This window comes from Microbispora sp. CA-102843, from assembly GCF_050936215.1.
In the GTDB taxonomy this organism is placed as follows: Bacteria; Actinomycetota; Actinomycetes; order Streptosporangiales; family Streptosporangiaceae; genus Microbispora.
Genome location: NZ_JBNJNF010000001.1, coordinates 2,177,981 through 2,199,792 on the forward strand (window position 1 = coordinate 2,177,981; position 21,812 = coordinate 2,199,792).

The 21,812-nt window shown below is 69.4% G+C and carries 15 protein-coding genes; 14 read left to right on the forward strand and 1 reads right to left on the reverse strand.

The genetic code is table 11. The features are described from left to right. Positions 1–115: 115 nt before the first annotated feature. From ACQEVJ_RS10185 to ACQEVJ_RS10225, 9 genes are all read left to right on the forward strand, one after another. On the forward strand, positions 116–1,462 hold the full coding sequence (locus tag ACQEVJ_RS10185) for a CynX/NimT family MFS transporter (protein ID WP_433099510.1): 1,347 nt from the start codon (positions 116–118) through the stop codon (positions 1,460–1,462). Between the two features lie 73 nt (positions 1,463–1,535). Next, positions 1,536–2,198 (forward strand): SRPBCC family protein, encoded by a 663-nt coding sequence (locus tag ACQEVJ_RS10190; RefSeq protein WP_433099512.1) that lies wholly within the window; start codon positions 1,536–1,538, stop codon positions 2,196–2,198. A 150-nt stretch (positions 2,199–2,348) separates the two neighbouring features. Next, positions 2,349–3,149 carry a dienelactone hydrolase family protein gene (locus ACQEVJ_RS10195; protein ID WP_433099514.1) on the forward strand — a complete coding sequence of 267 codons (801 nt, stop codon included), beginning with the start codon at positions 2,349–2,351 and terminating at the stop codon, positions 3,147–3,149. Positions 3,150–3,369: 220 nt separating this feature from the next. Beyond that, positions 3,370–4,230 carry a DMT family transporter gene (locus ACQEVJ_RS10200; protein WP_433099516.1) on the forward strand — a complete coding sequence of 287 codons (861 nt, stop codon included), beginning with the start codon at positions 3,370–3,372 and terminating at the stop codon, positions 4,228–4,230. Between the two features lie 180 nt (positions 4,231–4,410). After that, the gene (locus ACQEVJ_RS10205; RefSeq protein WP_433112636.1) at positions 4,411–5,445 is read left to right on the forward strand and encodes a LacI family DNA-binding transcriptional regulator; all 1,035 of its coding nucleotides are present in this window, start codon (positions 4,411–4,413) and stop codon (positions 5,443–5,445) included. Between the two features lie 102 nt (positions 5,446–5,547). After that, positions 5,548–6,639, forward strand: coding sequence for a multiple monosaccharide ABC transporter substrate-binding protein (gene chvE / locus ACQEVJ_RS10210; protein ID WP_433099518.1), 1,092 nt, complete (start codon positions 5,548–5,550; stop codon positions 6,637–6,639). Positions 6,640–6,659: 20 nt separating this feature from the next. After that, entirely contained in the window at positions 6,660–8,195 is a 1,536-nt protein-coding gene (gene mmsA / locus ACQEVJ_RS10215; RefSeq protein WP_433099520.1) for a multiple monosaccharide ABC transporter ATP-binding protein, read from the forward strand. Then, positions 8,192–9,394: a multiple monosaccharide ABC transporter permease gene (gene mmsB, locus ACQEVJ_RS10220; RefSeq protein WP_433099522.1), complete on the forward strand. Its 1,203-nt coding sequence runs from the start codon at positions 8,192–8,194 to the stop codon at positions 9,392–9,394. The genes mmsA and mmsB overlap by 4 nt, the downstream gene beginning before the upstream one ends. A gap of 566 nt (positions 9,395–9,960) precedes the next feature. Further along, on the forward strand, positions 9,961–12,030 hold the full coding sequence (locus tag ACQEVJ_RS10225; RefSeq protein WP_433099524.1) for a DUF222 domain-containing protein: 2,070 nt from the start codon (positions 9,961–9,963) through the stop codon (positions 12,028–12,030). 59 nt (positions 12,031–12,089) lie between these two features. On the opposite strand, the gene ACQEVJ_RS10230 is transcribed toward ACQEVJ_RS10225, so the two are convergent. Next, entirely contained in the window at positions 12,090–15,845 is a 3,756-nt protein-coding gene (locus ACQEVJ_RS10230; protein ID WP_433099526.1) for an alpha-L-arabinofuranosidase C-terminal domain-containing protein, read from the reverse strand. A 254-nt stretch (positions 15,846–16,099) separates the two neighbouring features. Here ACQEVJ_RS10230 and ACQEVJ_RS10235 point away from each other — a divergent pair, with 254 nt between their 5' ends. The 5 genes from ACQEVJ_RS10235 to yjfF all read left to right on the forward strand — a co-directional run bounded on the left by ACQEVJ_RS10235 (position 16,100) and on the right by yjfF (position 21,766). Further along, positions 16,100–17,092 (forward strand): LacI family DNA-binding transcriptional regulator, encoded by a 993-nt coding sequence (locus ACQEVJ_RS10235; protein ID WP_433112639.1) that lies wholly within the window; start codon positions 16,100–16,102, stop codon positions 17,090–17,092. Between the two features lie 75 nt (positions 17,093–17,167). Next, positions 17,168–18,154, forward strand: a complete 987-nt coding sequence (locus ACQEVJ_RS10240) for an ABC transporter substrate-binding protein (protein ID WP_433099528.1) — start codon at positions 17,168–17,170, stop codon at positions 18,152–18,154. 74 nt (positions 18,155–18,228) lie between these two features. Further along, entirely contained in the window at positions 18,229–19,740 is a 1,512-nt protein-coding gene (locus tag ACQEVJ_RS10245) for a sugar ABC transporter ATP-binding protein (protein ID WP_433099530.1), read from the forward strand. Further along, positions 19,737–20,783: an ABC transporter permease gene (locus tag ACQEVJ_RS10250; protein ID WP_433099532.1), complete on the forward strand. Its 1,047-nt coding sequence runs from the start codon at positions 19,737–19,739 to the stop codon at positions 20,781–20,783. Before ACQEVJ_RS10245 ends, ACQEVJ_RS10250 begins: the two co-directional genes overlap by 4 nt. Continuing rightward, positions 20,780–21,766, forward strand: a complete 987-nt coding sequence (gene yjfF, locus ACQEVJ_RS10255) for a galactofuranose ABC transporter, permease protein YjfF (protein ID WP_433099534.1) — start codon at positions 20,780–20,782, stop codon at positions 21,764–21,766. The genes ACQEVJ_RS10250 and yjfF overlap by 4 nt, the downstream gene beginning before the upstream one ends. The last annotated feature ends 46 nt before the right edge of the window (positions 21,767–21,812 follow it).

The window sequence follows — 21,812 nt, forward strand, 5'->3', positions numbered from 1 at the left end:
TTTGGTATGGTGTCAATCGTAGGATGACCCGATGAGGGGAGATGTTGCGGCGATGAGTGCCGTCGTGACGCGGAGGGGTGTGCTCCGAGCACCGTGGAGAGCACAGGGCGGATCGATGGCGTGGCTGATCGCCGGGGGCATCGCCCTCGCCGCGTTGAACCTGCGCACCGCGGTGACCAGCGTGGGGACCGTCCTCGACCAGGTGAGCGCGGGGCTGGGCCTATCGGGGGCGATGACGGGGCTCCTCACCACGCTGCCGGTGATCAGCTTCGCCCTGTTCGGCGCCCTGACACCGGCCATGTCCCGCAGGATGGGGGAGCACCGGCTGCTGCTGACCGCGATCGTCCTGCTCGCGGCGGGGCAGGCCCTGCGCTCCCTCGTCGACTCGGCCGTGCCGTTCATGGCGGCCAGCGCGGTCGCGCTGGCGGGCGGCGCGGTCGGCAACGTCGTCATCCCCGCGCTGATCAAGAGGCACTTCCCGCGGCGGGCGGGTGCGATGACCACCGTCTACTCGACGGCCCTCGCGGCCGGGACGATGGTCGCCGCCGCCGCGACCGTTCCCGTGCAGCAGGCCGCGGGAGGCAACTGGCATGTGGCACTCGGGGTGTGGGCGGCCCTGGCCGCCGTGGCCGCGATTCCGTGGCTCGCGCTCAGGCGCGGTGAGCCGGAGCGGCGCGACACATCCGCGAGGGCCGGAGCCGACGGCCTTCTGCGCAGCAGACTCGCCTGGGCCGTGGCCGGATACTTCGGCTCGCAGTCGCTCATCGCGTATGTGATGTTCGGCTGGCTGCCGCTGCTGCTGCGGGACAACGGCTACACCGCCGGTCAGGCCGGCCTGGTCCTCGCCGTGTTCACCGGGCTCGGGATCCCCGTCTCCATGGCGGTGCCCGCGCTGGCGGCCCGGCTGTCCGGCCAGCGCCCGCTGGTGATCGCCTTCGTCGTCCTGTACGCGGCCGGCTTCGCGGGCCTGCTCACCGGGCAGGCGCTGTGGGCGTGGTCGATCCTCGTGGCCGTCGGCGGGGGCACCTTCCCGCTCGCGCTGGCGCTGCTGGCCATGCGGACCCGCACGGCGGCGGGCACCGCCGCGCTGTCCGCCTTCGGGCAGAGCGCCGGATATCTCATCGCGGGCGCAGGACCGATCACGTTCGGCCTGCTCCACCAGGTGAGCGGCGGGTGGGCGCTGCCGTTCGGGCTGCTGTTCGCCGCGCTCGCCGTACAGGTGGTCACCGGCTGGTACGCGGCGGCCGACCGCACCCTGGAGGACGAGAATCCGGCCGCGCCCGGTGGGCGGCGGGACGACCACGTCTCGCGGGGTGTGCGCGACCTGGTCGCGGGGCGGGTGCGCCGGTCGGCCGAGAAGGCGCGGCGTGCGCGATCGGGCGACGGGGGCAACGCGGCCCGGCCGCGCCTGGCCCGCCCGGCTGGACGGCAGGGCGAGCGCCGCAGGTCGGCCTCCCGCTGAGACCGCGCACCCGGGTTTACCTCCTTCTCTCAGGGCAGGCGTAGTGCAGTAGCCCACGAGAGAAGGAGGAGGCATGAGCTCGATCGAGCAGTCCGTCGATGTGAATGTCCCGATCCGCACCGCGTACAACCAGTGGACGCAGTTCGAGAGCTTCCCGGAGTTCATGGAGGGCGTGGAGTCGGTCAAGCAGATCACCGACACGCGCACCGACTGGGTCGTCGAGATCGCGGGCGTCCGCCGTGAGTTCGAGGCGGAGATCACCGAGCAGCACCCCGACGAGCGGGTGGCCTGGCGCTCGGTGGACACGCCGCGGCAGGCCGGCGTCGTCACCTTCCACCGGATCGACGACAACACGACCCGCGTCACGCTGCAGATGGAGTACGACCCCGAGGGCTTCCTGGAGAAGGCGGCCGACGCCCTGCAGATCGTCCGCATGCGGGTCAGGGGCGACCTGGAGCGTTTCAAGACCTTCATCGAGTCGCGCGGCGGCGAGAGCGGCGCCTGGCGCGGCGAGGTCCCCGGCCCGCACCAGCACGGCGGCACGGGCACCGGCGGCTCCGGCACGGGGTATGACATCGGCGAGCCGATGCCGCCCCAGACCGTGAACCCCGAGTATCCGCGCCAGACGCCGCTGCCGCCGCCCGGCACCGGCCCGATCCCGCCCGCCCCCGGCACGGGTCCCGTCCCCGGCACCGGCCCGGTGCCGCCGCGTGACACGCCCGGTCCGGTGATCTGATCAGGCATCACGTGAATAGGCCCGCCTCTCGCGAATCGAGAGGCGGGCCTATTTGTTATATGTGAGTGATCGGAAATTTATTTAGCTCTGATATGATGGAAAAACCGTGTTGTAGCCTCACGGGCGTATCTCAATGAATCAATGAAAGGGATGTCGCCCGTGTGTTACGAGCCCGATGCCGTACCGCCCGTCTACGGTTCTCCGGTCACGACCGTCACGTCCGAACGCCTCGTGCTGACCTCGGCCGACGGGGCGAGGTTCGCGGCTCATCTGTCCCGTCCCGGCCGCCCGTCCGGCCCGGCGGTGCTCGTCCTGCCGGACAACCGGGGCTTGTCGGGATTCTACGAGCGCCTCACAGAACGGCTCGCCGAGCAGGGGCACACCGCGCTCGCCATCGACTATTTCGGGCGCACGGCCGGGACCGACCCGCGGCCCGACGACTTCCCCTTCATGGAGCACCTGGGCAAGGCGCACAAGGACGGGCTGTTCGCCGACATCGCCGCCGGCGCCGCGCACCTGCGGGCCGAGGGCTGCGAGGAGCTCGTCTCGCTCGGCTTCTGCTTCGGTGGCAGGCTCGCGTTCATGGCGGCCCGGCCCGCCTTCGGGCTCGCCGGCACCATCGGCCTGTACGGATATCCGGACGTGCTGTTCGGCAACCCCGGCCCCACCCAGATGGCGGGCGAGCTGCGCGGGCCGATCCTGGGGTTGTTCGGCGGCGCGGACGAGGGCATCTCCCCCGAGGTGGTGGGCGCGTTCGGCGAGGCGCTGGAAGGCGCGGGGGTGGCGCACGAGTTCGTCACCTATCCGGGGGCGCCGCACAGCTTCTTCGAGCTGGGCCGCCCGGAGCTGGCGGAGGCCTGCGCCGACGCCTGGTCGCGCATCCTCGGCTTCCTGAAGCGGACAGCCCGAGGCGACCTGACCTCGCCTCGGGCTGCCACGATGCAAGACTAAGCCTTCCGGCTCCCGTCGCGCGCACCGGCACCCCCGAAAGTGCCGAAATGGTGATGCGGCGGGCCGTGCGGGCACGTTACCGTGCCCGCGTGACATTGATCGTCTCTCCGCCGCCCGCCCGCTAGCGGGCGGCGCCATCCGGTGAGCCGGGCCAGGGCGGCCCGGCCGGTGGCCCCTGCCCGCCTGCGGGAATCGGGCCCACCTCACTGGAGAGACGTCGATGAACCATGCTCCAGCCCTGTCCGTACGGCAGGGCCTCGTCTACGTGTCCACCGCCGCGGTCGCCTGGGGAACCGGGGGAGCGGCGGGGGCGCTGCTGCACGGCGCGGGACAGCTGAGTCCCGTCGCCGTGTCGTTCTGGCGCTTCGCCTGCGGCGCGGCGCTCCTGCTCGTCGTCGCCCGCAGCCGCCCCTCCTGGCGGGCGGTGCTGCTCGTCGGGCCGGCGATGGCGGTGTGCCAGGCGGCCTACTTCGCGGCGATCGCCGAGGCCGGTGTCGCGGTCGCCACGATGATCACGATGGGCGCCACCCCGCTCCTGGTGGCGGCCGGTGGCCGCGTCTTCCTGGGCGAGCCGCTGGGCCGTACCGGCCTCGGGTGCGCCGGGCTCGCCGTCGCCGGCCTGGCCATGCTCACGGGAGGGGCGCAGACGGTCACCCCGGCGGGCACCGGCTACTCGCTGCTGTCGGCGGCGGCCTACTCCCTCGTCACCCTCATGACCCGCCGGATGCCCGTCGACGGCGTGGCTGTGTGGGGGTTCGCCGGAGGCGCGGCCTGCCTGCTCCCGCTCGCCGCCGCCGGAGGGCTGCTGCCCGCCGGGCACGCCGTGACCAGCGTGCTGCTGCTCGGCTACCTGGCGGCCGTGCCGACGGCGCTCGCGTACGGGCTGTTCTTCGCGGGGCTGCGCGTCGTCGGCGGCACCACGGCGGCGGTCCTCTCCCTGCTCGAACCGCTGGTCGCCGCCGTCATCGGCGTCCTGCTGCTGGGGGAGCGCATGTCCGCCGTACAGGTGGGTGGGGCGATCGTGCTCCTGTGCGCCCTCGCCTGGCTCGCGAGGGGGGAACTTCGCGGCGCTCCGCGGTAACGCACGGGCCGGAGGACCTGTTAGCGATACCATGAGCTGGGGGCAGTGCGCGTATGTGGTCACCAGGCAGAACGTTCCTCACAGGGCTCGTGACGCAACGGTGATCATCTCAGTATTGACACAGCTCACTGTTATCGCAAACACTCAGGAAACCTGATCGGAATGAGCGGGGCGCGGCGGATGACGAAGGTCCGGCCTGGAGAGAGCCCGACCGAACGCCCGAAGGCGGCGGTCATGGAGGACGTCGCGGAGCTGGCAGGAGTGTCGGCAATGACGGTGTCGAGAGTGCTGAACGCTCCGGAGAAGGTGCGCCCGGAGACCCGGGCGCGCGTTCTCGCGGCGGTCCGCGAGCTCGACTACCGACCCAATTCGGCGGCGCGGGTCCTGGTGACCGGCCGCTCGGGGGTGCTGGGGGTCGTCTGCTTCGACACCACCCTGTACGGCCCGGCCTCCACGTTGTTCGGCATCGAGCAGGCGGCCAGGGACAGCGACTACCTGGTCAGCATCGCCAGCCTGCCCGCGCTCAACCGCAGCTGGATCACCAGGGGGATCGACCGCCTGCGGTCCCAGTCCGTGGACGGCGTCATCGTCGTCGCGCCGCACGAGTCGGCCGCCGAGGGGCTGCGGCACCTTCCCCCGGGCCTCCCGGTGGTCGACGTCGGCGGGGGATCGGACCTTCCGGTGCCGGTGGCGGCGGTGGACCAGTACGCCGGCGCCGCCCGCGCCACCCGCCACCTGCTCAGTCTCGGTCACCGCACCGTCTGGCACCTGTCGGGCCCGCCCAACTGGATCGACGCGAACGGCCGGGTGGCCGGCTGGCGGTCGGCGCTGGAGGCGGAGGGCAGGCAGGTGCCCGAACCGCTGGTCGGCGACTGGACCGCCCACTCCGGCTACGAGATCGGCAAGCGCCTCGCCCGCGAGCCCGACGTGACGGCGATCTTCGTGGCCAACGACCACATGGCGATGGGCGTGCTGCGTGCCCTGCGCGAGACCGGCCGGCGGGTCCCCGAGGACGTGAGCGTCGTCGGGTTCGACGACGTCCCCGAGGCGGCCTATTTCTGGCCGCCCCTGACGACCGTACGGCAGAACTTCGGCGAGGTCGGCCGGCAGGCGTTCCAGCTCCTGCTGGACCGCATCGCCGGCGTGGAAGGTGAGGCGAGGCGCATGGTGGAGCCCGAACTCGTGGTGAGGGAGAGCACCGGCGTGAGCCCCTGAGAAGGCTTCCGCCCGGCGTGAGAGCCGGGCGGAAAACCGCGTCCCGCCGGTCTAGGCCCCCGGCGGGACGCGTGGAACAACCATTCCAAAGGAGATTGTCTCATGCGCAGACTCATGGGTGCGCTGGTGGGGGCGTTGTGCCTGCTGCTGGCGGCCGGCTGCGGCAGTTCTGGTAACGGCGGCGACTCGACCGCCGGCGGGGACAAGGGAACCGTGGGCATCGCGATGCCCACGAAGTCGTCCGAACGGTGGGTCAAGGACGGCGACAACATGGTCCAGCAGTTCAAGTCGCTGGGCTACGGCACCGACCTGCAGTACGCCGAGGACGTGGTGGAGACCCAGGTCTCCCAGGTCGAGAACATGATCACCAAGGGCGTGAAGGTGCTCGTCGTCGCGGCCGTCGACGGCTCCGCCCTCACCGACGTGCTGCAGCAGGCGGCCGACCAGAAGATCCCCGTCATCGCCTACGACCGGCTGCTGATGAAGACCCCCAACGTGGACTACTACGCCACGTTCGACAACTTCCAGGTCGGCGTGCAGCAGGCGGGCTACATCGAGGACAAGCTCGGTCTGAAGGACGGCAAGGGGCCGTTCAACATCGAGCTGTTCGCCGGCTCCCCCGACGACAACAACACCGTCTTCTTCTTCAACGGCGCCATGTCCGTGCTCAAGCCCTACCTGGACTCGGGCAAGCTGGTCGTGCGCAGCGGGCAGACGAAGCTGGAGCAGGTCGCGACGCTGCGCTGGGACGGCGCCACCGCCCAGTCCCGGATGGACAACCTGCTGAGCGCCAACTACACCTCCGAGAAGATCGACGCCGTGCTCTCGCCGTACGACGGGATCAGCATCGGGATCATCTCCGCGCTCAAGAGCGTCGGGTACGGCTCGGCGGGCAAGCCGCTGCCGATCATCACCGGGCAGGACGCCGAGCTGGCCTCCGTGAAGTCGATCATCGCGGGCGAGCAGACGCAGACCGTCTACAAGGACACCCGCGAGCTGGCCAAGGTGGCGGCCTCGATGGCCGACGCCGTCGTGCAGGGCAAGAAGCCCGAGGTCAACAACACCGACAGCTACAACAACGGCGTCAAGACGGTGCCGTCCTATCTGCTGAAGCCCGTGTCGGTCGACAAGGACAACTACAAGCAGGTGCTGGTCGACGGCGGCTACTACACCGAGGCACAACTCAGTAGCTGAGCGCGCGAAAGAGGCGGCAGATGCCCGACCACATCCTCCGGATGCGGGGGATCACCAAGGAGTTCCCGGGCGTGCGCGCGCTCGACGACGTCAACTTCGACGTCGAGCGCGGCACCGTCCACGCCCTCGTGGGCGAGAACGGCGCCGGGAAGTCCACGCTGATGAAGGTGCTCAGCGGGGTCTACCCGCACGGAACCTACGAGGGGGAGATCCTCCTCGACGACCGGCCCTGCGCGTTCAGGGGACTTCGGCACAGCGAGGCCGCCGGCATCGTCATCATCCACCAGGAGCTGGCGCTGGTGCCCGGCATGTCCATCGCGGAGAACGTCTTCCTCGGCAACGAGCGGTCGCGGCGCGGCGTCATCGACTGGCACGCCACGTCGGTCGAGACCGTGCGCCTGCTGGAGAAGGTGGGCCTGCGCGAGGGCCCGGACACGCCGGTGAGCGGTCTCGGGGTGGGCAAGCAGCAGCTCGTCGAGATCGCCAAGGCGCTGGCCAAGGACGTGAAGCTGCTCATCCTCGACGAGCCGACCGCCGCGCTCAACGAGGCCGACAGCGAGAACCTGCTGCAGCTCCTGCGGGACCTGCGCGACCACGGCATCACCTCGATCCTCATCTCGCACAAGCTGAACGAGGTGATGGCCGTGGCCGACGCGATCACGATCCTGCGGGACGGCCGGACGATCGAGACGCTCGCGGTCGCCGACGGGGTGGACGAGGACCGCGTCATCAGGGGCATGGTGGGGCGGGACCTCGACCACCGCTACCCGCCCCGCACCCCGGACATCGGCGAGGTGCTGTTCGAGATCGAGGGGTGGAACGTCTTCCACCCCACCGTCCCCGACCGGCAGGTCGTCCGCGACGCGAGCCTCGCCGTACGGCGCGGTGAGATCGTCGGCGTGGCCGGGCTCATGGGCGCCGGCCGCACCGAGCTGGCGATGAGCGTCTTCGGCCGGTCGTACGGCACGCGGATCAGCGGCACCGTCCGCAAGGAGGGCCGCGAGCTGCACCTGGCGACGGTCAGTGACGCCATCGCGGCCGGCCTGGCGTACGTCACCGAGGACCGCAAGGAGCTCGGCCTGCTGCTGGAGGAGGACATCAGGCGCAACGTCACGCTGGCGAACCTGCACCGGGTGGCGCGGCGGTCGGTCATCGACCTGCACAGGGAGGTGGCCGACGCCGAGGGGTTCGTCGACCGGCTGCGGATCAAGGCGCCCGGCGTCTTCGCCAAGACCGGCAACCTCAGCGGCGGCAACCAGCAGAAGGTCGTGCTGAGCAAGTGGATGTACACCGACCCCGACGTGCTCATCCTCGACGAGCCCACGCGCGGCATCGACGTGGGCGCGAAGTACGAGATCTACTCGATCATCCAGCGGCTCGCCGCCGAGGGTAAGGGCGTGCTGCTGATCTCCTCGGAGCTGCCCGAGCTCCTCGGCATGTGCGACCGGATCTACGTGATGAGCCAGGGGCGGATCACGGGTGAGCTCGGGCGGCGGGAAGCGACACAGGAGGCCGTCATGAGGCTGATGACCAACACCCCGGCGGTGGCCCGATGACCCTCGTGGAACGCCCGGCGACCGCCCCCGCTTCCTCCGGCGGGCAGGCGGGTCTGCGCCTGCGGGGGAACCTGCGGCAGTACGGAATGATCGCCGCGCTGGTCGTCATCGTCGTGCTGTTCGAGATCCTGACCGACGGCATCCTGCTCAAGCCGCTCAACGTCACCAACCTGATCATGCAGAACGGCTACGTGCTCGTGCTGGCCATCGGCATGATGCTGGTGATCATCAACAGGGAGATCGACCTGTCGGTCGGCTCGGTGGCGGCGTTCGTCGGCGCGGTCACCGGGGTGGCGATCGTGAACTGGGGCCTGCCGTGGCCGCTGGTCGTGCTCGCCGCGCTCGTCACCGGCGGGCTGATCGGCGCCTTCCAGGGCTTCTGGATCGCCTACGCCCGCATCCCCGCGTTCATCGTCACGCTCGGCGGCATGCTGCTGTTCCGCGGGCTCAGTATGGTCGTGCTGCAGGGGCAGTCGATCGCGCCGTTCCCCACCGGCTTCCGGCAGCTCGGGTCGGGCTTCGTGCCCGAGTTCGGCGGGGACGACCTGCACCTGGTGACCATCCTGCTCGGCCTCGCCGCGGCGGCGCTGATCGTGTGGAACGACTGGCGATCCCGCGCCCGGCGGCGGGAGTACGGCCTCAGCGTGGCCGCCCTGCAGTGGTTCGCGCTCAAGGCCGTCGCCATCGTCGTCGTGATCGGGGCGTTCACCTGGGTGCTCGCGGTCTACCAAGGGCTGCCGGTCGTCGGCCTCGTGGTGATCGTGCTGACCGTCGGCTACTCGTTCGTCACGACGAGCACGGTGATGGGCCGCCACATCTACGCGGTCGGCGGCAACGAGCGCGCGGCGGCGCTGTCGGGCATCGCGACGAAGAAGACGAAGTTCCTGGTCTTCGTCAACATGGGCGTGCTGGCCGCCCTCGCCGGGCTGATGTTCGCCGCCCGGCTCAACGCGGCCACCCCCAAGGCGGGCACCAACTTCGAGCTCGACGCGATCGCGGCGGCGTTCATCGGCGGCGCGTCCGCCTCCGGCGGCGTGGGCAGCGTCGTCGGCGCCATCGTCGGCGGCCTGGTCATGGGCGTTATGAACAACGGCATGTCCCTGCTCGGCCTCGGCGTCGACTGGCAGCAGGCCATCAAGGGCGGCGTGCTCATGCTGGCCGTGGCCTTCGACGTCTACAACAAGAACAAGGCCAAGTAGGCGCGCCGACGCGTCCGCCCGTACGTGCCCGCCCGCGCCCTTCCAGCGGGCGGGCACGACATGGACGTTGCCGGGACGCTCCCGGGCACGGCTCGGACGGGCTGGCTGCGGCCGACCGACCGGCCGTCGAGCCTGAGCGCGGCCCGCGGCCGGCCGACGGGCTGTCGGCGGCTGCCGTCGACAACTCCACCCCTCCGGGGCTGCCTCGGCCTGTGCGCTTACCGCGCGTTTTCGGCGTTGGTGGCGCGGACAGCCGCCGGTGACTGAATATCAATTGTCCAAAATATTCCATAATTGATGGGAATTGCCGCCACCTGTAACTCCAACAAATCGAGCTGTGCGGTTGTTACGGCAGCAGGGCCGTGAAAGAATTCGTACAGGCTTTCGGATTGGCGGGGGGTGCGATGGACCTGTTCGATCAGCGTTCTGGTCCCTCTCGTCGTTCGAATAATGCCGGCGATGACTGGTGGGATCGATTGACTGCCGATTCCCCTTTGTGGTCGTCCGAAGGTTCGCTCGCCCGCGAACAAAGCCCTGCTGGTTATTTTCCGATCGTTGAGCCTGGAATGGAGGATTCCCAGAGTCCCCGCGATGATTCAGCCAGTGCCGACAGTGCTGTCCCGGACGACGCCGCAGATGCTCACGGTGCCGGTGCCGGTCGAGACAGGGGGCGGTCGTCGTGGGTGCTGGTGGGTTCTGTTCGTGAGTCGGCGCAGGCGTTGGCGCTGGCGCCGCTTCCTGATGATGTGGACGTCTGCCTTGCCGAGGCTGAGGACCTGATGTTCGCGCGGGATCGGATCACGTGCGCGTTGGCGGACCGCGTCGGGCGGGTGCATCGTGCGGGGCAGGCCAAGGAGCATGGGCATGCCTCCACCCGCAGCTGGTTGCGTACCGCCGGGGGGATGAGTGTCCCCGGTGCGGGCCGTCTGCTGATCTTGGCCGTGGAGTTGGGCCGCCTGCCGCGGGTGCGGGAGCGGTTTGCCGCCGGTGGGTTGGCGGCGGGGGTGGTGGAGGCGATCTGTACCGCCACCGCGCAGTTGAGCGACGAGCAGGCCGGGCTGGCTGAGCCGATTTTGCTGGAGCTGGCCGGCAAGGCGGGCCCGGCGGAGGTGGCCAAGGCCGGCCGCTACCTGCGCGCGGTGCTGAACCCTGATGGTGAGGACCGTGATGAGCAGGCCGACTACGGGCGGCGTTTCCTGAGGGTCCGGCCCACCGGGGGCGGCGGGCTGGAAGGGGAGTTCTACCTGCCCCGCGAGGCCGCCGCCCGGCTGCGGACCCTGCTGGACGCCTACGCCAAACCGAAGGCTGAGGGCGATGACCGGCCGCTGCGGGTGCGTAACGCGGATGCGTTCATCGCGTTCCTGGAGCAGAAGATCGCCGCCGAGCTCCTGGTCCTGGTCAACGCCGAATCCCTCCCCACCGACCCCGTCACCGACCATCCCGACCACCCGGAAGACACCGGCCCTAGCGACACCGGCCCCAGCGACACCGGCCCCAGCGACACCGGCCCCAGCGACACAGAGCCCCGCGACGTTGAAGACACCGGCGACTGCGCCCCCAGCGACACCGGAAGCGCCGACGCCGCCTGCGATGTGAGCACCGGCTCTGCTGAGGGTGACGACGCCGCGCCCGCAGAGGGCGAGGACTGCGACCGTGGTGCGGGCCAACCGGAAGCTACGGACGCCAGTCGCGCGTCAGCATGGCTGGCGCGCGGCGGCAGCGGGCATTCGCACACAGCGCATCCGCATGCAGTGCATCCGGGTACAGCGCAGCCGGATCCTCCTCCCGAGGACCTGCCTGGACATCACGCCCACGCCGGGCATCAGCCTGCGGGGGAGTGCCGGCATGGGCAGGGCACGAGGGAGGACCACGGAGAGGTGCGCTGTGGGCGGTGCCGCCATGAGCCGGGCTGCGATGAGCCGGGCTGCGATGAGCCGGGCTGCGATGAGCCGGGCGGTGATGAGCAGGGCCGGGCTCAGCAGGGCGCGGCGGATGGCCAGGGCGCGTGCGGGCGTGGCGGCGAAGCGCGGTGCTCGGCCGGAGCGCCGGGGACACCGGGAACGGCGCCGGGCGAGCGGGGAACGAAGCTGGGGAGGCCACCGGGAACAGCGCGAGGGACGTCACCGGGGGCGGTGCCCGGGACGGCGGCACCTGGGGTGCTGCTGGGGGCGGCGCCGGGGCTGTTGCTGGCGACCGGGCAGATGCTGCCCGTCTCCGGCGTGCACCGGCTGGCCCGCACCTCCGCGCTGGTGCGTCTGGTGATGGACGCCGAGGGGCAGGTGCTGGACATGGGCCGCAAGGTCCGCCTGGCCACCCCCGCCCAGCGGCGGGCCGTCTTCGCCCGCTACGCCACCTGCTGGATCGACGGCTGCCCCCTGCCGGCCACCATGTGTCAGATCGACCACGCGGACAACTGGAGCACCGGCGGGCTGACCGACCTGAAGCTGCTCGGACCGGCCTGCCAGTTCCACAACCGCGACCGCTACCGCCACCCCGACCGCTACACCCGCCACAAGGTGGGCACCGACCGCTGGGCCTTCACCTACCACCCGACCCACATCAGAGTCCGGAGCCCCCGACACGAACCCCGGCATGAACCCGGTGGGTGCGGAGGCCGTCCGGGTGAGCGGTCGTGACCAGGCGCGCGCGAAAGCGGCGGCCGCCCGGGGCGATGGCGCGCCCCGGGCGGCGGGTCTTACGGCTTCACCTCCAGGGTGAGGGTGGTGGTCGACGGCCGGAAGCGGGCGTCGCCGGAGTAGGAGACGGTCAGCTCGTGCGTGCCGGCGGGCAGGTCGAGGTCGAGCTCGGTCTTGCCCTGGCCACCGGGGTTGAACGTGCCCTCGCCGAGGATCGTCGCGCCCTCGGACACGGTCACCTCACCGGTCGCGCCCTTCGGGTCCACGCTGTAGTGGACCTGGACCTTCTTGCCCTGCTTCACCTGCTTGGGCGACGCGTGGGCGGTGACGGTGGTGCCGGCCCGGGCGTCCTTGCCGAGGCGGATGAACGTCACCGAGCGGGCCGGGAAGTCGTAGGTGAAGGCGGAGGAGAATCCGCTCACCTCCCGCTCGACCGGGGAGACCTTCGTGGGCTCGGCGAGCGAGTTCACGGCGGCGGGGTCACCGGTCAGCGAGGTGACGAGGGCCTTCGGCGCGATCTTGGCGTCGCCGAGGTCGACCGTGCTGCGCACGGCGGTGTCCTGGACGTTGACGGCCTTGATCACCACGTCGCCGGTGTCGCTGTCCTTGGAGACCACCTGGTAGAGCGGCTCGACGGAGGCGTTGTCGGTGAAGTCGTTGACCTTCTGGCCGTCAAGCCAGGTGGTGATGTGGCGACCGGAGACCTGGATCTTGATCTTGTAGTCGCGGCCGGTCTGGACCGTGGTGCTCGACGTCGCGATCGACGACTTGGAGCCGTTCGTCGCCTTCTCGATGGCCGACTGGGTGTTGTTCCAGCCGCCGATGTTCCACCAGTAGAAGTTGCCGGTGTCCTTCGCGCCGAACATCACCAGGAAGCCCTCGGCGCCGCCGGTCTTGCGGGCGGTGACCTCCAGCGTGTAGTTGGACCAGTCCGCCGAGCCGGCCGTGGACCGGGCGTCGGTCACGTTGGCCGTCTGGACGTACGCGCCGTCCTGCACCGCCCACGTCCCCTGGCCGGGGGTCCACTTGCCCGTGCCGTTCGAGAAGTCGTCGCTGAACAGGACCGTGCCGTCCGCCCCGGTCACCTTGACGTCGTCGTAGCGGACCTGGGTGCTCCAGGAGCCGAGACCGATCGCGCCCTTGATGTCGTCCACCGGCAGCGGGCTCGCCTTGTACGTGCTCGGCAGCACGGTGTCGCCCACGTTGCGGGAGAACATGCGCTGCACGTAGTAGCTGGGCGAGCCGTAGACCTGGTCGTTGTCGAACCAGATGAGGTCCGGCGTCCAGTTGACGTAGTCGACGTTGGACAGCAGCGGCGCGTACGACGCCAGCTCGACGACGTCGGAGTTGCGCTCGATGCCGGTCAGGTACGACGCCTCGGTCAGCGCGTTCCAGTACGTGTTGCCCTTCGAGGCGTACTCGCCGACGAACACGTGCGGCCCGCTCCGGTCGTAGCTGTCGTAGCGGTGGTTGTTGGCCAGGAACCAGCTCGGGTCGTTGTAGTAGTGCTCGTCGACCAGGTCGGCCTTCTGGTCACGCGCGAACTGCCACATGCGGTCGAACCAGGAGCCCTGGGAGGTCTGGCCGGCGTTCGAGAGGATCTTGATGTTCGGGTACTTGGCCCGGATCGCGCTCGCGAACTTGGGGTAGTTCGTGAAGAACTCGTTGTAGATCTCCTCGTTGCCGAGGCCGATGTACTTCATGCCGAACGGCTTGGGGTGGCCCATGGCGGCCCGCTTGGCGCCCCACGTGGAGTCGGCCGGGCCGTTGGCGAACTCGATGAGGTCGAGCGTGTCCTGGACCCACTGCTGGAGCTTGGCCTCGTCAGTGAGCGGCCGGTTCTCGTTGCAGCCGTTGACGCCCACCGACAGCACCGGCACCGCCTCGGCGCCCAGGTCCTCGGCGAACTGGAAGTACTCGTAGTAGCCGATGCCGTACGTCTGGTTGTAACCCCAGAAGTTGAAGTTGGTCGGCCGATCCTCGACCGGGCCGAGCGTCTCCTTCCACTGGTAGATGCGGCGCCGGTCCTGGTTGAGCGAGTACGGGTCGTAGGTGCCGACGTTGGTCACGCAGCCGCCGGGGAAGCGCAGGAACCGCGGCTTGAGCGCGGCGATCGTCTCGGCGATGTCCTTGCGCATGCCGTTCTGACGGCCCTTGAAGGTGTCCTTCGGGAACAGCGAGATCATGTCGAGGTCGACCCGGCCGGTGCCGCCGGCCAGCACGACCAGGCGCGCGGCGTCGGTGGTCTCGCTCGCCGTGATCGTGGCCGAGTACTTCTTCCAGTCGGCCGACTGGGCGTCGATCGTGGCGGTGCCGTACACCTTGGAGCCGTCCGCGCTCTCGATGGCCGCCGTGATCGGGCCGCCGCTGCCGCGCCGGGCGAACAGCGACAGGTCGTAGGTCTTGCCGGCCTGGACCGCGATGCCCTTGTTGAAGCCGGCGTTGCTCACGCCGTAACCGGTGCCAGGGCTGGTGATGTCCAGCCGCAGGAAGTTGCGGTTGTTGCTGTTCAGCGGCTGGTCGCCGGACACGGCTGCCGTGCCGGCCGCGCCGCCGCGCCCGACCTTGGTCCAGGCGGTCAGGCCGTTGTAGTTCCGGTTGTCGACCGAGTTGAACTCGAAGGACCGGTTCTGCACGAGTTCGGCGTAGAGGCCGCCGTCGGCTGCGTGGTTGATGTCCTCGTAGAAGATGCCGTACAGGTTGGGGCTGACCTTGGTGCCGGCGGCGGCGGTGTCCACCTTGAGCTCGCCGACGTCCTTGGCGTAGCCCTCGACCTGGAACTTCGTTCCCTTCGCGGTGGCTACGAGCCTGCCGTCGCTGACCGCGACCTGCTTGTCCCCGGCCGACAGGTACACCTTGCCTCCGCCGGCGTCACGGAGCTGGAACGATCCAGCCGTCGAGCCGAGGCGCAGGGTGGAGTCGTCGGCGACCCCTAGGTAGCCCTTGCCGTTCAGGTCCTTGAGCGCCACCGTGCCGTCGCCCTTGTCCTCGGCGGTGACCACGAGGCTCGTCATGCCGGGGGCGTCGGAGGCGACCACCTGTCCGTCCTTGCCGGCCGACAGGTACGGCGCGGAGCCGGCCGCGCGCAGCGTGAACGGGCCGGACGGGACGATCGTCTTGCCCTCGGCCGCCTTGACCGCGAAGTAGTCGAAGTCGGCCGCGATCGGCGTGCCGTTCTGGGCCGACAGCGCGAACAGGCCGACCTGCTTGACGTCCAGCGCGGCGGTGACCTTGGACGCCTGCACCCAGGCCGAGCCGTTCCAGTACGACGAGGTGAACTCGTTGCCCGACCTCGCCAGCTTGAGGATCTCGCCCGTGGATCCGGAGCGGCTCGCGAAGGCCGCGGTGAAGGCCGCCTTCACCTCCGTGTCGGTCTCGATGACGTTGCCCCCGGACGAGCCGACGTGAGCGAGCCCGGCGCGGACGTAGTTGTCCCAGTCCTGCCAGGCGAAGATGCCGGCGCTCTGGAAGTCCAGCGCGACCGGGGCGCTGAACTTCGTGACGACCTCGAAGTCCCCGGCGGGGACGTCCATGAGGAAGATGTTCTTGGCCGAGTTGTCGGTCTGGTAGGTGTCGCCCTTCAGTGAGTGGATCCGCAGGCTGCCGGGCCGCTCGCTCAGGGACCACTGGGTGTCGTCGGGATTGAGAACCTGCCAGTCGGGACCGAGCGCGGCGGCGTCGAACTGGTCGACGGCCGCGCCGGCGGGGATCGGGTCGGCGGCTTCGGCCTGAGCCGGCGTGGTGGAGAGCACGCCGCTCACCACGCCGCTCACCATGGCCGCCGACAAGGCCAGTGACCAGGCCTTTCTGCTCATTCGGGGGGCTCCTCCGGGTTCTGTTATCGCTAACATCGCGCGATGGTTGCGAAGTTAGCGCTAACAAGCTGGATTCGGCCACCAGTTAAGAGCCACGCGGCATGTCCGTCAATAGGGCGTTAACGCGATGTTTCGGCGTGACCGGACCGTAATCGGCCATCACCTTGACGGGGGGTCGTGTTAACGCTCACAGTCTTCCCAAGCAGTGGAGAGGAGCGCCAGTGGGACCCAACGTCGACCGCCGCCCGCCCGTCATGGCCGACGTGGCCAGGCTGGCCGGAGTGTCGCACCAGACGGTCTCGCGGGTGCTCAACGACCATCCCAACGTCCGCGCCGAGACCCGCACCCGGGTCATGCGGGCCATCGACCAGCTCGGTTACCGCCGCAACCTCGTCGCCCGGGCCCTGGTCACGAAGCACTCGCGCACGCTGGGCGTGGTCAGCTTCGACACGACGCTGTACGGCCCGGCGAGCACGGTATACGGAATCGAGCAGGCCGCGAGGGACGCGGGCTACTTCGTGAGCATCGTGAGCCTGCGGACCATCGACAGGGCCGGCGTGAACGACGCGATCGGCTACCTCGCCGAGCAGGGCGTGGACGGCATCGTCGTCGTCGCCCCGCAGCGTTCGGCGGCCCGGGCGCTCGACGACCTGCCGGCGGGCATGCCCGCCGTGGCCGTCGAGGGCTGGCATCAGGGCGAGGTCTCCGTGGTGAGCGTCGACCAGGTCGAGGGCGCCAGGCTGGCGACCTCGCACATGCTCGACCTCGGGCACGAGACCGTCTGGCATGTCAGCGGCCCGGCGGACTGGCTGGAGGCCGAGGGCCGGATCGAGGGCTGGCGCGCGGTGCTGACCGCCGCGGGGCGGCCCGTCCCCGGCATGCTGACCGGCGACTGGAGCCCCCGATCGGGTTACCAGGCCGGCAAGGAACTCGCCGCCATGGCCGGTGACGTCACCGCGGTGTTCGTCGCCAACGACCAGATGGCGCTGGGCCTCCTGCGCGCGTTCACGGAGGAGGGGGTGAAAGTCCCCGAGCAGATCAGCATCGTGGGCTTCGACGACATCCCTGAGTCGGAGTTCTTCTCCCCGCCGCTCACCACCATCAGACAGGACTTCGGGGCCGTCGGCAGGCGCAGCATCGACGTGCTGCTCCGGCAGATCGAGTCGGGCGAGCCGCTACCCCATGAGCGTCTCGTCGTGCCTCCCCAGTTCGTGCTCAGGGGAAGCACAGCCGTCGCCGCGCGCTAGCCGTTCGGAGACACACCAGATGACAAGCGCTGTGCCGTAGGTGTTAGCGCTAACAGTTAGAAAGGATCCCCCACAGTGTTGAAGAGGATCTCGGCACTGATCCTGGCCGGTGCCACCGCCCTGACGATGGCCGGTTGCAGCAGCAGCGACAGTGGCGGTTCGTCCGGCGGTGGCGCCGACGACGGAAAGCTCGTGATGGGCTTCGCCCAGGTCGGCGCGGAAAGCGGCTGGCGTACCGCCAACACCAAGGACATCCAGGAGTCCGCCAAGGCGGCGGGCGTCGACCTGAAGTTCTCCGACGCGCAGCAGAAGCAGGAGAACCAGATCAAGGCCATCCGCTCCTACATCCAGCAGAAGGTCGACGTGATCGCCTTCTCGCCGGTGGTGGAGTCGGGCTGGGACACCGTTCTCAAGGAGGCGCAGAACGCGAAGATCCCGGTCATCCTCACCGACCGGGCCGTGGACTCCAAGGACACCAGCCTCTACAAGACCTTCCTCGGCTCCGACTTCGTCGAGGAGGGCAAGAAGGCCGGTCAGTGGCTGGTCGACCAGTACAAGGACAGCCAGGACGACGTGAACATCGTCCAGCTGGAGGGCACCACCGGCTCCGCGCCCGCCAACGACCGCAAGGCCGGCTTCCAGGAGGTCATCTCCGCCGATCCGAAGTTCAAGATCATCGCCTCGCAGACCGGCGACTTCACGCGCGCCAAGGGCAAGGAGGTCATGGAGGCCTTCCTGAAGTCCAACCCCAAGATCGACGTGTTGTACGCGCACAACGACGACATGGGCCTCGGCGCCATCGAGGCGATCGAGGGCGCGGGCAAGGTCCCGGGCAAGGACATCAAGATCATCACGGTTGACGCGGTGCACGACGGCATGCAGGCCCTCGCCGACGGCAAGATCAACTACATCGTCGAGTGCTCCCCGCTGCTCGGCACCCAGCTCATGGACCTCGCCAAGAAGGTCGTCAAGGGCGAGCAGGTACCCCAGCGGGTGGTCACCGAGGAGACCACCTTCACCCAGGAGCAGGCCAAGGAGGCCCTGCCCAACCGCAAGTACTGATCGGATTCCGGGCCGCCCCCGTCTCGGGGGCGGCCCGCCCGTGAGACGAGTCACGAGGATGAGAGGGGCGCCGCATGGCCGCACCCGCGCCGATCCTGCGGATGAGCGGGATCGGCAAGCAGTTCCCCGGCGTGAAGGCACTGGACGGCGTCGACTTCCGGCTGCTTCCGGGCGAGGTCCACGCGCTGATGGGGGAGAACGGCGCCGGCAAGTCGACCTTGATCAAGGTGCTGACCGGCGTGTACGACATCGACGCCGGCGAGATCGAGCTGGAGGGCCACCGCGTCGGATTCTCCAGTCCGCTCGCCGCGCAGCAGGCGGGCATCAGCACCGTCTACCAGGAGGTCAACCTCTGCACGAACCTGTCGGTGGCGGAGAACATCTTCATCGGCCGTGAACCGCGCCGCTTCGGCCGGATCCAGTGGAAGACGATGCGCCGCCGGGCGGCGGAGATCCTCTCCCGCCTCGACCTCGACCTCGACGTGTCGGCGCCGCTGTCGTCGTACTCACTGGCGATCCAGCAGATGGTCGCGATCGCGCGGGCCGTGGACATCGACGCGAAGGTGCTGATCCTCGACGAGCCCACCTCCAGCCTCGACGCGGGGGAGGTCGCCCAGCTCTTCCGGGTGATGCGCCGGCTCAAGGAGCAGGGCATCGCGATCCTGTTCGTCTCGCACTTCCTCGACCAGATCTACGAGATCTCCGACCGGATGACGATCCTGCGCAACGGCAAGCTCGTGGGGGAGTACCTCACCAGCGAGCTGAGCCAGGTCGAGCTGGTCGGCAAGATGATCGGCCGTGAGCTGGCCGACCTCGAGAAGCTGGAGGGCCGCCCGCCCGCCCGCGAAGCCGCGCCGCTGGTCGAGGCCGAGCAACTGGGCCGCACCGGGGCCATCGAACCGTTCACGCTCACCATCCACGAGGGCGAGGTCGTCGGCCTGGCCGGGCTGCTCGGCTCGGGCCGTACGGAGGTCGCCCGGCTGCTGTTCGGGGCCGACCACGCGGGCACCGGCTCCCTGAAGATCGGCGGCGAGCAGGTCAACCTGCGTACGCCCCGATCCGCCGTCTCCCGGAAGCTGGCCTTCTGCTCGGAGAACCGGCGGGCCGAGGGGCTCGTCCCCGACCTCACCGTCCGCGAGAACCTCATCCTCGCCCTGCAGGCCGCGCGCGGCTGGACCCGGCCGATCCCGCGGCGCAAGCAGGACGAGCTGGTCGACAAGTACATCGCCGCGCTGAACATCCGCCCGGCCAACCCCGACCAGCTCATCAGGAACCTCAGCGGCGGCAACCAGCAGAAGGTGCTGCTGGCCCGCTGGCTCATCCTGGAGCCCCGCCTGCTCATCCTCGACGAGCCCACCCGGGGCATCGACGTCGGCGCCAAGGCCGAGATCCAGCGCCTGGTCGCCGAGCTGTCGGACGGCGGGATGGCCGTGCTGTTCATCTCCGCCGAGCTGGAGGAGGTGCTGCGGCTCAGCCACAAGGTCGGTGTGCTGCGCGACCGCAAGTTGGTCGCCGAACTAGAGAACGACGAGCGCCTGACCACCGACACCCTGACGGAGACGATCGCGAGCGGAGCTCAGTCATGAGAGGGTTCCTCAGACATCGCCTGTTCTGGCCCCTGGTCATCCTGGTCGCGCTGCTGGCGCTGAACCTGTTCTTCACCGACAACTTCTTCAAGATTCAGGTGAAGGACGGCCACCTCTACGGCAGCCTGATCGACATCGTCCGGTTCGGCGCTCCGCTGATCCTGGTGGCGCTCGGCATGACGCTCGTCATCGCCACCAGCGGCATCGACCTGTCGGTCGGCTCCGTCGTGGCGATCGCCGGCGCTCTGGCCTGCCTGCGCATCAGCGGCCTGTCCGACCAGAACTCGGTGGGCGGCGTGCTCGGGGCCGTGGGCATCGCGCTCGTCCTGTCGGTGGTCCTCGGCGTGTGGAACGGCTTCCTGGTCGCCGGCATCGGGATCCAGCCGATCATCGCGACGCTGATCCTGATGGTCGCCGGGCGCGGTCTGGCCCAGCTCATCACCGACGGCCAGATCACCACGGTCAACAGCTCGCCGTACAAGCTGATCGGCGGGGGCTACTGGCTCACACTGCCGTTCTCCATCATCGTCGTGGCGGTCGTGCTCGCGCTCACCGCGTTCCTCACCCGGCGCCTGGCGCTCGGCCTGCTCATCGAGTCGGTCGGCGGCAACGCCGAGGCGAGCCGCCTGGCCGGCATCAGCGCCCGCGGCGTGCTCATCATGGTGTACGCGTTCTGCGGGCTGTGTGCCGGCATCGCGGGCCTGATGATCAGCTCGAACGTCTCCAGCGCCGACGGCAACAACGCCGGCCTGTGGATCGAGCTGGACGCGATCCTCGCCGTCGTCATCGGAGGCACCCCGCTGTCCGGCGGCCGGTTCTCCCTGAGCGGCACCGTGCTCGGCGCCCTCATCATCCAGACGCTGACCACCACGATCTACTCGATCGGCGTTCCGCCGGAGACCACGCTGCTGTTCAAGGCACTCGTGGTGACCGTCGTCTGCCTGATCCAGTCCCCGGCCTTCCGCGCGAAGGTCTTCCACCGCCGCAGGCGCCCGGTCGAGGCGCATCCGGCGACCGAAGAGAAGGTGAGGGTCTCGGCATGACGAGCATCACCGGTCTGCCGGGCCTGCGCCGTACGGTCCCGCAGAAGTACATCCCGGTCCTGGTGACCGCGGGCCTGTTCGTGGCGATGTTCGTGGCGGGAGGCATCCGCTACCAGGGCTTCGCCACCGGGCAGATCATCCTCAACGTCTTCATCGACAACGCCTTCCTGCTGGTGGTCGCGGTCGGCATGACGTTCGTCATCCTCACCGGCGGCATCGACCTGTCTGTGGGGTCGGTGGTCGCCCTCGCCACGATGATCAGCGCCAGTCTGCTGAAGGACGGCTGGCCGGCGTACGGGGTCATCGCCCTGGTGCTGGTGATCGGCGCGGTGCTGGGCCTAGGCATGGGCGCGATCATTCAGTACTTCGAGATCCAGCCGTTCATCGTCACGCTGGCGGGCATGTTCCTCGCCCGCGGCCTGTGCTACACCATCAGCACCGCCTCGATCCCGATCGAGGACTCGACGTTCACCGCCATCGCGCAGACCCGGATCGACCTCGGCGGCGACATGTGGGTCTCGCCGAGCGCGGTGATCGCGATCGTGGTCGTGCTGATCGCGATGTACGTGCTGCACTACACCCGGCTCGGCCGCAACGTCTACGCGGCCGGCGGCAGCGAGCAGTCGGCGCTGCTGATGGGCCTGCCGGTGGCCCGCACGAAGATCGCCGTCTACACGATCAGCGGGTTCTGCTCCGCCCTCGGCGGCCTGCTGTTCGCCTTCTACTCCCTGTCGGGGTACGGGCTCAGCGCCGTCGGAATGGAGCTGGACGCGATCGCGGCGGTCGTCATCGGCGGCACTCTGCTCACCGGCGGCAGCGGTTATCTGCTGGGCACCGTGCTCGGCGTGCTCGTCCTCGGCCTGATCCAGACGATCATCAGCTTCGAGGGCACGCTGAGCTCGTGGTGGACCAGGATCTTCATCGGTGTGCTGCTGTTCGCCTTCATCCTGCTGCAGCGCTTGATCACCGCCCGTCGCAGGTAGACGCTGCCAGCAGAGCGGCAGTACCTCTCCCTTCTCCGATTTGGAG